The sequence below is a fragment of the Niastella yeongjuensis genome, from assembly GCF_900110245.1.
Taxonomy (GTDB): Bacteria; Bacteroidota; Bacteroidia; order Chitinophagales; family Chitinophagaceae; genus Niastella; species Niastella yeongjuensis.
The window spans coordinates 160244-172127 of record NZ_FOCZ01000003.1; the positions used below are offsets into that span (position 1 = coordinate 160244).

Genomic DNA, 11884 nt, shown 5'->3' on the forward strand with positions numbered 1-11884 from the left:
TTACGAATTTCAAGTTTTAAGTTCAAAGTTGAAAGTTCCATAGCACGGGTCTTTCAACTTTAAACTTTGAACTTTCAACTCTTCTACTTAATAATCATTTTCCCACTTTCCAAATAAGCAGCCTTCTTAACACACGCCGGCAGGTCCTTACTATAATGCGTCACATACAGCAGCGTAGTATTGAACGTTTCACACAACTGGTTCACCAGGGTTTTAAAATAACTGATCTGCTCCTCATCCAACCCCTGGGTGGGTTCATCCAGAATTAAAAGCGGGGGATTTTTTACCAGCGCCCTGGCCAGCAGTACCATGCGCTGTTGGCCCAGCGACAGTTGAAAAAGCGGGCGGCGTTGCAGGTTTTGTAACTGCAGTAACTGGATCCAGTTTTGCACCTGCGCTTGTTGCGCGGTAGAAATTTGCCGGAACAACCCGATGGTATCAAACAAACCCGAGGCAATTACATCAAAACAGGAGGTCCCCCTGTCAAAGTACACATGCAATTCGGGTGAAACAAAACCTATGCGGCGTTTAATATCCCAAATGCTTTCTCCGCTGCCCCGCCGCTGATCGAACAGGTACAGTTCGTTGGCATAAGCCTGCGGATTATCCGCCGTTACCAGGCTCAGCAGCGTGCTTTTACCGGCGCCGTTGGGGCCGGAGATACTCCAGCATTCTCCCTTTTTTACTTCCCAGTTTATGTTTTGCAGAATGGTCTTCTCGCCATATTTAATGGTCACATTCACCATTTTCACTGCCGTGGTAAAATGGTTGCTCTCGCCGCCTGCCTTTAGTTGCTGAATAATGTCGGCAGGCAGGGCGGGGGCCACCGCTGTTGCTGGCAACTGGGCAGCAGCTTTTTTACCAGCCGAAATCAGTTGGCCATTTTCCAGCACGGCCACATGCGTAATGCAATCGGGCAGCTCCTGCGGCGGGGTGATCAGGATGATGGAAATGCCATTGGCTACAATGGTATCCAGGATGCGGTGCAATCGCTGGCGCCCTTCCACATCCAACCCAATAAACGGGTTATCCATGATCAGCAGGGCCGGGTCAAGAAACAGGGCTTTGGCCAGCTGCAGGCGTTTGTTCTCTCCGTTCGACAGCTGGATCAGCGGTTCGGGCAATACATGTGTAAGGTGTAGTTGTTCTATCCAGTCGGTGGCTGGTTGGCTGTTTATAAATGGTTGCAGCACCTCCTGCACGGTGATGGTATTTTCAGAATCGGAGGCATTATAGCGTTGCTGGTAATAAAAATCGCTGGTATTGGAGCGGTTCTTAAAGTGGTGTTGCTGCTCGATAAGCAAAATGCGGTTGGCGTGGCTGTGATTGGGCAGGTGGAACGAAATGTCGCCGCTGTGATACGTTTGGCCGGTAAGCGCCTGAGCCAGGGTGGTTTTCCCGCTGCCCGATTTGCCCACAATGGCCCATTGCTCGCCCGGCTGAATGGTCAGATTGATGTTTTTTAGGATCTCAATGTTATTAAAGGTCACCGAAACATCGGTTAGTTGGGCCAGTGCTGTACTCATATGAGCTGCAACTTAATGGGTAAATTCCAAAAAGCACCTTAATAACCTATTAAATAGTTTCAGATGGATATATTTAAAATTCATTATGTGTTCATTGAAATACCATAATTTCTCCATTCAACTTCCATTAAAATAATGGAGGATGAATGGAAGATGAATGGAGGATGAATGGAGAAACAATGTAGAAAGAAAGATTGCATACAGGTTGAAGTTTAACCGTTAATGCCTGTTTAAAAGGTGGGTTTGCCCGCCGCAGAAGGGTGCCCTGTGACTTTCTTTTTAAATTTTCCACAATAGTTAATAACTCAATAAAAAAACGGTTGCCCTCATTTGGCTATATTTGCCCGTTCAGGCGTTTTTGGTGTACGATTTGTAGATTGTGGCCGGTTTTGCTGAAAAGAAGTGGTGATTACTGCAATTGAACATCTTTATACCATTTATTTCCAATGTTTTATGTATTTTCCGCCGGCGTATCCGGGAAGATAAGATATCACGGAATTTTACTATTTGTGAGGAATTGCGCCGAACCCGGAACGCAGAACTTAGAACTCAAAACTCAGAACACAGAAAAGACATATCCGTATAAACATGGCAAAGACAGAAAAAAACGACTTGTTTGATTATACCGAAGACTCGATTAAATCGCTTGACTGGCGCGAACACATCCGCCTGCGTCCGGGTATGTATATCGGTAAACTGGGCGATGGTTCCAGTCCCGATGACGGTATCTACGTGTTGATCAAAGAGGTGATCGATAACTGTATCGATGAGTATACCATGGGTTATGGTAAACAGGTTGATATTACCATCAACGAAAAATCGGTTACCATTCGCGACTTCGGCCGCGGTATTCCGTTGGGTAAAGTGGTGGAAGTAGTGAGTAAGATCAATACCGGCGCTAAATACGACAGTAAAGTGTTCCAGAAAAGTGTGGGTTTGAACGGGGTGGGTACCAAAGCGGTGAATGCCCTGAGCACCTACTTTAAAGTAACCGCCTACCGCGAAGGCAAGGAAAAAACGGCCGAGTTTGAACGCGGTGTGCTTACCAAAGAACACAAAGAGAATAAAACAACGGAAGGTAACGGTACCATGGTTACTTTCATTCCCGATGATACGGTATTCAAGAACTTTCATTACATCCATGAATACCTCGATAGCCAGCTGTGGAACTATTGTTACCTGAATGCCGGTTTGGTGATGAACTTCAACGGCAAAAAATACGTTAGTAAGAACGGTTTGCTCGATCTGTTACAGCGTAAAACGAACGAAGACGAGCTGCGCTATCCCATCATTCACCTCAAAGGAGAAGATATCGAGGTTGCTCTCACCCACGAGAACCAATATGGGGAAGAGTACTATTCTTTCGTAAACGGACAGTATACAACACAGGGCGGAACCCACCTGGCGGCTTTCCGCGAGGCCGTGGTGAAAACCCTGCGTGACTTCTATAAAAAAGATTATGATGCGGCCGACATCCGGGCCAGTATATGCGCCGCCGTTTCCGTGCGGGTGCAGGAACCGGTGTTTGAATCGCAAACAAAAACCAAGCTGGGTTCACAGGTAGTGTATGAAGGTGGTCCTTCCATGAAGAACTTTGTGGGTGAGTTTATGTCGAAAGAGCTGGACAACTACCTGCACCGCAACCCCACCGTCGCTGATTCCTTAAAGAAACGTATTGAGCAAAGCGAACGCGAACGCAAGGAACTGGCCGGTATTAAAAAGCTGGCGAACGAACGTGCGAAAAAAGCCAATCTGCACAACCGCAAATTGCGCGATTGCCGTTATCACCATAACGATGAGCCATCAGGCCGCGACAAAGATGCAATAATGGAGAAGGCAAAAGAAAGCACCATCTTTATTACAGAGGGTGATTCTGCGAGCGGATCCATAACCAAATCGCGCAATGTGGAAACCCAGGCGGTCTTCAGCCTGCGCGGTAAACCGTTGAACTGTTTTTCACTGACCAAAAAGGTAGTGTATGAAAACGAAGAGTTCAACCTGTTACAACACGCCCTGAATATTGAAGAAGGGTATGAAGGCCTGCGTTATAACAACATCGTTATCGCTACCGATGCCGATGTGGATGGCATGCACATCCGCCTGTTGATGATGACCTTCTTCCTCCAGTTCTTCCCCGACCTGGTAAAGAATGGTCACGTATACATTCTGGAAACGCCTTTGTTCCGCGTACGTGATAAAAAACAAACTTTCTATTGCTACGATGAAGTGGAAAAACAGAAAGCCATTAAGAAGCTGGGCGGCAAACCGGAGATCACCCGTTTTAAAGGATTGGGTGAGATCTCCCCGGAAGAATTTGCCCGCTTTATTGGACCTGAAATGCGCAAACAGCCGGTGATTGTTGAACAAGGCGACCACGTGCAGCAATTACTGGAATACTATATGGGCAAGAACACCCAGGAGCGGCAGGAGTTTATTATCGACAACCTGCGTGTAGAACTGGATCTGGCAGAAGAAACTGCCGCTGCAGCAACCGAGGAAAAATAAGTTACCGGCAACAATAAATAACTTAAGAATGATTCATATAGTTTTTAACGAGCCAGATGTGGACGTGCTGAAGAAAGCCATCGAGCTCGATGAAACATTACAAGGCGAGGTACTCCTGATAAGAGACGATTATGCGGTAGGGCCCATCAAGTATATTTATGAAGAAGAAGGCATCGAGGCCCGCAAGGCATGGTGGCGCCAGGTGCTGGCCGGCGGCGATTACGACGGAAAAGTAGATCTGTTCGAGGTAGATGATATGCAGGTGGTGGTTGACCTGATCGTAAAACTGGCACTGGCTGCCGATGAAAAAGTATACATCTGGGCGGCACAAAATAAACACGATGTAAGCGGTTATTACTGGCTCATGAGCCAGTTAAAAGATTTTCAGGGACGATTATTTATCCTGTACCTGAACAACCTGCCCTTCATCAATGAAAAAGGTTTGATCTTCTATCCCGAATGGCTGAGCCAGATTCCACCCAAAGAATTTTTGAAAGCTAAGAAGCTGGCGCGCCCCATCACCCTGAGTGAATTTGAAGTAGACCCCGATGAATGGACGCGTTTACAAAATGAAGAGAAAGGCGTTCGCTTACTGGAAGGTGGTAAAAAACTGGGGCAGAAAGAGTATGACTTTTATGATGAAGAACTGAAAAAGTACATCACCAACGACTGGCAGAAAGCCAGCAAGATCATCAATAACATGCTGAATAAGAGTAAGCAAACTACCGGCGACGCGTATCTTTTGTGGCGCCTGAAACAGATGATCGCCGCAGGTAATTACGATGTACAGGGAGAATTGAAGGGCATGAAAGAATTTGAGGTAAAGGGTAAGTCGGCCCAGGCCGCGGCTGTAACGGAAGCTTAGAACTAAAAACACAGAACCCAGAACTAAGAATTAAGAACTATAAAATGGCAAAAAGTAAAGACAATAGTTTTTTACAACAGCAAGGTGATTCAGGAGTAAGTGGTCAGTATAAAACCTGGTTCCTGGATTATGCCTCGTATGTGATCCTTGAAAGAGCTGTGCCGGCGGTGGAAGACGGGTTAAAGCCCGTACAACGCCGTATCCTGTACGCTATGAAAGAGATGGATGATGGCCGTTTTAATAAAGTGGCCAACATCATCGGGCAAAGTATGCAATACCATCCCCATGGCGACGCCAGTATTGGCGATGCACTGGTGAACATGGGTCAAAAAGACCTGCTGATAGAAACCCAGGGTAACTGGGGTGATGTGCGTACGGGTGATGATGCTGCCGCTGCCCGGTATATTGAAGCAAGGCTGAGCCGCTTTGCACTGGAAGTTGCCTTTAACGCCAAAACCACTGAGTGGGCCGTAAGTTATGATGGTCGTAAAAACGAACCGGTAACGCTGCCCATGAAATTCCCTTTGCTGCTGGCACACGGCGCAGAAGGTATTGCGGTAGGTTTGGCCACCAAAATATTACCACACAACTTTTGTGAGATCATAGAAGCCGCCATCAAATACCTGCGTGGCAAGAAATTCGAGCTGGTACCCGATTTTCAAACCGCCGGTATGATAGACGTTACCAACTACAACGAAGGTAAACGTGGCGGTAAGGTACGGGTACGCGCACACATTGAAGAGGTGGATAAGAAAACACTGGCTATTCGCGACGTACCGTATGGGGTTACTACCACCCAGTTGATGGATTCTATTGTGAAAGCCAATGACCAGGGTAAGATCAAGATCAAAAAAGTAACGGATAACACCGCTGCCGAAGTAGAAGTATTGATCGACCTGGCACCGGGTATTTCTCCCGATATTACCATCGATGCACTGTATGCCTTCACCGATTGTGAAGTAAGCATTTCACCCAACGCCTGTGTGATCGTTGATAAAAAACCAACCTTCATCAGCGTTCATGAACTGCTGCGCATTTCAGCCGAGAATACCAAAGAACTGCTGAAACGGGAGCTGGAGATCAAACTGGCCGAGCTGCAGGAAAAATGGCACTATACCTCACTTGAAAAGATCTTCTTTGAAGAAAAGATCTACAAGGAGCTGGAGAAACGTTATGCCACCTGGGAAAAAGTACTGGATGGTATTACCGAAGCGTTCAAACCGTTCCGCAAACAGCTTCGCCGTGATATTACCCGCGAAGATATTGTAAGATTGACCGAGAAACCGGTTCGCCGTATCTACAAACTGGATATTGAGGAACTGGACGCACAGATAAAAGGACTGGATAAAGAGATCAAACAGGTTAAACACGATCTGAATAACCTGGTTGACTTTGCCGTTGCTTATTACGAAAACCTGTTGCAGAAATACGGCAAGGGCCGTGAGCGTAAAACCGAGATCAAACTGTTTGAAGCCATTCAGGCCAAACAGGTGGCCATTGCCAACACCAAACTGTATGTAAACCGCGCCGATGGTTTCATTGGCAGCGGCCTGAAGAAAGATGAATTTGTGGTGGATTGTTCTTCGCTCGATGATGTGATTGCGTTTACCCGTTCAGGTAAAATGAAAATAGTGAAGGTGTCGGAAAAAGCCTTTATCGGCAAAGACATTATACACGTAGCTGTTTTCCAGAAGAACGATGAGCGTACCACTTACAACATGATCTATGTAGATGGTAAAACGGGCATTACCTACGCCAAACGCTTTAATGTAGTAGGCATTACCCGCGATAAAGAATACGACCTCACTAACAAAGGTGCAGAGAAAGCTAAAGTACATTACTTCAGCGCCAACCCGAATGGGGAGGCAGAAGTAGTAAAAGTTGCCCTGGACCCCAACAGTACGGCCCGTAAAAAGGAGTTTGATTTCTATTTTGAAGAACTGGAGATCAAGGCCCGCCAAAGTTTGGGTAACCAGGTAACCAAGTTCAGGGTTAAATCGGTGAAGTTCAAAGAAGCTGGTAAATCAACCCTCGGTGGTAAAAAGCTGTGGTTCGATGATCAGTTTGGCCGGTTGAGTACGGAAGCAAAAGGACAATACCTGGGCAGCTTCCAACCCGACGACAAGATCTTCGTGGTATACAAAGATGGTAACTACGAGATCACCGACCAGGAATTGACGCAGAAGTTCGATATCGAAAAAGTGCTCCAGATAGAAAAGTTCAATCCGGAGAAAACCGTTACCGCCATCTACCTCGATAACGATAAACAGCAGTTCAACGTAAAACGATTCAACATCGAGACCACCACTTTACGTAACAAGTTCATGCTGATAAAAGAAGGGGAGGGCAATTACCTGGAAGCGGTGACCACACATCCCGAACCAATTGTGCAAATAAAAACGGGCCGTGGCGCTCAGGTGCGCACCCAGAAGATCAAAATTGCCGATATGGTAGAGGTAATGGGCTGGAAAGCGGTTGGTACCAAACTGGCCGACTTTAGCAAGAGCACGGAATTTGAATGGACGATGAAAGAACAAAAAGAAGATCCGGAACAACCGGAGCTGTTCTGATAGGGCAGAAGGCAGAGGGCAGAAGGCAGAAAAAAATACATTGGATACCCGAAAGCAAATAGTAAAAAGCAAAACGCTGAACGTATAACCAACGTTCAGCGTTTTGCTTTTTATGTCTTTTACCTATTGTCTTCTTCTCTCTGCCCTCTGCCTTCTGCCCTCTGCCCGCTTTCGCTAATGTCTCGAGATTCGCTTTTTGATCCGTACAGTGGCATTTTGAGTATACGAGCTGGAAAGAAATACCTCATACCGGGATATGCCATCAGTAACCACCATTAAGGCGGTATTCGGTGGAATACGGCCCAGGTTCTCCGCAAACAGACTCACCTCATTTACATCCTTGCTATTGTCGAGTGTAAGATAAATATTCACAGCGCGGGCGGTCAGTTCCTGGTGCGACATTACCGGTTGGCCATTCAGGAATACGGTAACGGTATCGCCGTCAATTTCGCCATTATCGTACAAACTGATACGTATGGAGTCGCTGGTTATTTCCAGCTCTTTGGTATAAATGATCTTTCTACGGCTGAACTGGGCTACCAGGTTGCGTTCGCTGTTTGCATCAATGGCGCTGTCGGTGATCTTTATTGGGGCAATGCTGCTGGTGCCAATGACGGTTGCACTGTTGGGGGCGCCGTTTACAACAGGCATGCTGGTTTTCACCACCACATCTTCCCGTTGCGGCAGCCAGAAACGTTTGCCTACGACGCTGCTGCTAAGCATGCTATCGAGGTTTTTAGAGGCCACATCAAGGGTAAAACTGACCCGCATCTGGGGACAGGTATATTTGTATCTGTCAATGGTAACAAATGAACCGCTCATAGAGCTTTTTACCTGGCTTACCCGCAGGGTGCCTTCAAAATCCATCATGCATTCGGCCCCGGTTTGGGTGTTCGTGGACCGATAGAACAGCATGGGCAGGTTTTTAATGCGTACCTGCCTGGTATTTTGGTCATAGGTGCCACGAACAAAAAAGCTTTGGTAAGAATCTTTGAAATAATAGGCAAAAACACCTTCTACCGAGTTGCCTTTTTGTTTTAACACCAGTTCAGTAAGATAGTTATTGTAAACGCCTTGCGCCATAACATCAGCCTTACCATACCAGGACCCCGATATCGATTGGGAAAAAGCAACCCTTCCGGTTACCAGTAATAAGAGTACCAAAATAATGCGTACCATATGTTAATTTAAGTAGAAAAATCAAGCCATGCAATTAATTGCAAATTCCTTAATACGAAATACGCCCGTTAAGTGTATGCCAGTGTTGGGTACTTAACGTTTTCTAAGCGGCCTATGGCTTGTTCCTGGGTGGGTGTTTTTCAATTGGATATTGTTCGGAAGGATACAGATTAAAGGTGTGCTATAACAAGCATGTTATGCCTTGGTACAAAAATATATCGCCGTTTTCAATTAACAGAGTGATGGTGGAAAATAAATTATGGACCGGGTTTTATTCAGTGGTGATGTCGTAGTTATACCATGGGTTGTTTGTGGATAATGCGAGAAAGGGCAGAAGGCAGAAAACCTCAACGCGGCCCTTCTAAGCCATGGCTTGCACCTCAATTAAGAACTTACAAACTAAAGAACTTATTCCTCCATCAACCCTATCAACCATCCACTTTTAACCCAAATGTCTTTCCCTACACGATTAACTTGTTAACGCTATCAACCCTGCCTCGCCCGCCGAAGCCTTGGCGTAGGCGGGTCAACTGATCAACTCACTTCAAATACCGCTTCAACTCCCTATCCGTATCCCGTGCTTTGATCGTTTCCCGTTTATCGTAATTCTTCTTTCCTTTTGCCAGGCCGATCTCCATTTTTACAAAGCCGCGCTCATTAAAGAAAACGCGCAATGGAATGATGGAGTAGCCCCTTTCTTTCATTTTGGCTTCCAGTTTCCGCAACTCTTTTTTGGTTAACAGCAATTTGCGTTCCCGAACTGCATCATGAATGTACAGGGAGCTGTGAGAGTACTGCGCAATGTGAAAGCTTTTGATCCACAGTTCGCCCCTGTGAAAAAAACAATAGCTGTCGTTGAAGCTGGCGCGACCGTCGCGTAATGATTTTACTTCCGAACCCACCAATACCATACCCGCATCGTATTTGTCTTCGATGAAATAATCGTGGTAAGCCGAGCGGTTCCTGAGATCTGCCATATTCGAAGCAGGATGTAGGAAGTAAGAAGTATGAAGTAGGAGTTTGTCATTCGCGAACTCCGACATTTGTCGGGCCGCCTGCAATGAGTACTTTTCTTACTTCTTACCTCTTACTTTGGTTTCCTAATATTACGTTTTACTAATTCTTAAACAAAGACAACACCGTAGCCAGTTTCTCCTTCATTTCCTTACGCGGAACTATGAAGTCCAGGAACCCATGTTCCAGTAAGAACTCGCTGCGTTGAAACCCTTCGGGTAAATCTTTTTTGATTGTTTCCTTAATTACGCGCGGACCGGCAAAACCGATCAGGGCGCCAGGTTCGGCAATATTCAAATCACCGAGCATCCCAAACGAAGCCGAAATACCACCAAAGGAGGGGTCGGTTTGCAGGGAGATATAAGGAATTTTTGCATCTGTTAACTGCGATAATTTGCCCGACACTTTTGCCAGCTGCATCAGCGAATAGGCGCTTTCCATCATCCGGGCGCCACCTGATTTACAAATGATCATCAGGGGAATTCTTTCTTTTATGCAAACGTCGATAGCACGGGCTATACGTTCACCCATTACACTGCCCAGGGAGCCGCCGATGAATTCAAAATCCATACAACCTACCATAAAAGGTATGCCTTTCAGGTTCCCTTTCCCTATGCGAATGGAGTCGGTAATATCTGTCTTAGCCCAGATCTCTTCCAACCGTTTTCCATAATTCTTTAAATCGGTAAAATGGAGTTGGTCTTTGGAACGGATGTTCTCAAACAGCACCTCGTATTTATTATCGTCGAACAGAATTTCAAAATATTCGGCGCTGCCGATGCGATGATGGTGGTTGCATTTAGGGCAAACGAATAGATTTTCCCGAAGTTCGGTCATGGTGCAGATATAGCCGCATTCGGGGCATTTGCTCCATAAACCTTCGGGTGTTTCTTTCTTTTCAGCGGTACTGGTTGTGATACCTTTCTTAATGCGTTTGAACCAGCTTCTCTTGGTTTCTTCACCGGTACCATCTTCGCCTGCTAAGTTGGCTTCAAAATCCTCTTCCTGTTTCATTAAGTAGATTTAAAAGGGGCTAAAGATAGGGAATTTAACAAAATGAGTCCGAAACTCAATCTTTTATACCACCGTAACGTTAAAACCGCCTAAGTATTTTACTGTATGAAAATCATTCTTTCGGCTGGTCAAACAGGGTAAGGCAGGATGGTTTTTACAGGAAAATTTTAACAGGGTGTTGATTTTTAAGCTTGCTGCGTTAAATTTGCGGCAAATTTAATAGCTGCCTTCAGCGATGGATTTTAAAAGCTCTTTGTTCTTTAACCTATCTCAATCTAATGCAGGTGTGCTTTATACCCCTTTAAAAAAAGTATAATTAATACCTGCGCCCTTAACCTTTTTTCAGATGAAACGTCCTTGGCAAATTTCATTATAGATAGAGGGCAATGATAATTTTGTCGGGCGCGATCACTGTTTGCTGGCAGGCTTACAGTGTGGATTATCGTATCAATTAATTCATTTTCGCATGAAATGGTCTGCGTTCTTCACGTCTTCGGTAGGTAAAAAGTTAGTAATGGCATTTACCGGGTTGTTCCTGATCTCGTTTCTAATCGTTCACGCCGGGATCAATGCCTGTATCTGGGCAGATCTGGTGGATGACAGCGACAACGGTGAAATGTTCAACAAAGCGGCTCACTTTATGGGCTCTTCTTATGTGATCCGTATTATGGAAATTGGCCTCTTCATTGGCATCCTCGCTCACATTGTACAAGGGTACATGCTTGAATTACAAAACCGCGCCCGCCGCAAACAAGGTTATCAGGTGGCTATGGGCAGCAAAGGAAGCGCCTGGTACAGAAAGTCAATGGGCTTACTCGGTACGCTCATTCTGCTCTTCCTCATTATCCACATCAATAACTTCTGGGTTCCTTCCCGTATTACTTACGCCTCTACGCTGGGCGAGGTAACTTACAATAACGGAGCACCCATTCACGATTTATACACCCGCATGCTGGTTGTCTTCTCAGAACCCTGGGAAGTGATCTTATACATTGCCGCATGTTTTTCACTGGCCTGGCACCTGTTGCATGGTTTCCAGAGTTCTTTCAGAACCATTGGCGTGTACAACAAAAAATATGTTGCCATGGCAAAAGGGGCCGGCGTTGCTTTCTCAATCATCATTTCAGTAGTGTTTGCATTGATGCCCATCAGTATCTATTTTGGTTGGGTGAACAATAATTAAGAATAATAGTTAAGAAGTTCGTCAATTC

General features: G+C 45.7%; 8 protein-coding genes. 4 read left to right on the forward strand and 4 right to left on the reverse strand.

Annotated features, from left to right (window positions below; all coding sequences use genetic code 11):
- Positions 1-83: 83 nt before the first annotated feature.
- The gene (locus BMX95_RS09100) at positions 84-1526 is read right to left on the reverse strand and encodes an ATP-binding cassette domain-containing protein (RefSeq protein ID WP_081197416.1); all 1443 of its coding nucleotides are present in this window, start codon (positions 1524-1526) and stop codon (positions 84-86) included.
- Between the two features lie 588 nt (positions 1527-2114).
- On the opposite strand from BMX95_RS09100, the gene BMX95_RS09105 reads away from it, so the two are divergent.
- The 3 genes from BMX95_RS09105 to BMX95_RS09115 are packed head-to-tail and all read left to right on the forward strand — an operon-like array spanning position 2115 to position 7466.
- A complete protein-coding gene (locus tag BMX95_RS09105; protein ID WP_081197417.1) occupies positions 2115-4031 on the forward strand; it encodes a DNA topoisomerase IV subunit B in 1917 nt (638 codons plus the stop codon).
- 28 nt (positions 4032-4059) lie between these two features.
- Positions 4060-4896, forward strand: a complete 837-nt coding sequence (locus BMX95_RS09110) for a DUF1835 domain-containing protein (RefSeq protein ID WP_081197418.1) — start codon at positions 4060-4062, stop codon at positions 4894-4896.
- 44 nt (positions 4897-4940) lie between these two features.
- A complete protein-coding gene (locus tag BMX95_RS09115) occupies positions 4941-7466 on the forward strand; it encodes a DNA gyrase/topoisomerase IV subunit A (RefSeq protein ID WP_081197419.1) in 2526 nt (841 codons plus the stop codon).
- Positions 7467-7640: 174 nt separating this feature from the next.
- Here the strand turns inward: BMX95_RS09115 and BMX95_RS09120 are convergent, their stop codons facing one another.
- From BMX95_RS09120 to accD, 3 genes are all read right to left on the reverse strand, one after another.
- Entirely contained in the window at positions 7641-8645 is a 1005-nt protein-coding gene (locus tag BMX95_RS09120; protein WP_081197420.1) for a hypothetical protein, read from the reverse strand.
- A 539-nt stretch (positions 8646-9184) separates the two neighbouring features.
- Positions 9185-9622, reverse strand: coding sequence for an SsrA-binding protein (gene smpB, locus BMX95_RS09125; protein ID WP_081197421.1), 438 nt, complete (start codon positions 9620-9622; stop codon positions 9185-9187).
- Between the two features lie 139 nt (positions 9623-9761).
- Positions 9762-10673 carry an acetyl-CoA carboxylase, carboxyltransferase subunit beta gene (accD, locus tag BMX95_RS09130; protein ID WP_081197422.1) on the reverse strand — a complete coding sequence of 304 codons (912 nt, stop codon included), beginning with the start codon at positions 10671-10673 and terminating at the stop codon, positions 9762-9764.
- Between the two features lie 466 nt (positions 10674-11139).
- On the opposite strand from accD, the gene BMX95_RS09135 reads away from it, so the two are divergent.
- Positions 11140-11856 (forward strand): succinate dehydrogenase cytochrome b subunit, encoded by a 717-nt coding sequence (locus BMX95_RS09135; RefSeq protein ID WP_081197423.1) that lies wholly within the window; start codon positions 11140-11142, stop codon positions 11854-11856.
- The last annotated feature ends 28 nt before the right edge of the window (positions 11857-11884 follow it).

Bases quoted from the DNA above. Each gene is read 5' to 3' on its own strand.
- BMX95_RS09120 (WP_081197420.1), bottom strand. From the start codon at position 8,645: ATGGTACGCATTATTTTGGTACTCTTATTACTGGTAACCGGAAGGGTT.
- BMX95_RS09105 (WP_081197417.1), top strand. From the start codon at position 2,115: ATGGCAAAGACAGAAAAAAACGACTTGTTTGATTATACCGAAGACTCG.
- accD (WP_081197422.1), bottom strand. From the start codon at position 10,673: ATGAAACAGGAAGAGGATTTTGAAGCCAACTTAGCAGGCGAAGATGGT.
- BMX95_RS09115 (WP_081197419.1), top strand. From the start codon at position 4,941: ATGGCAAAAAGTAAAGACAATAGTTTTTTACAACAGCAAGGTGATTCA.
- BMX95_RS09110 (WP_081197418.1), top strand. From the start codon at position 4,060: ATGATTCATATAGTTTTTAACGAGCCAGATGTGGACGTGCTGAAGAAA.
- smpB (WP_081197421.1), bottom strand. From the start codon at position 9,622: ATGGCAGATCTCAGGAACCGCTCGGCTTACCACGATTATTTCATCGAA.
- BMX95_RS09100 (WP_081197416.1), bottom strand. From the start codon at position 1,526: ATGAGTACAGCACTGGCCCAACTAACCGATGTTTCGGTGACCTTTAAT.
- BMX95_RS09135 (WP_081197423.1), top strand. From the start codon at position 11,140: ATGAAATGGTCTGCGTTCTTCACGTCTTCGGTAGGTAAAAAGTTAGTA.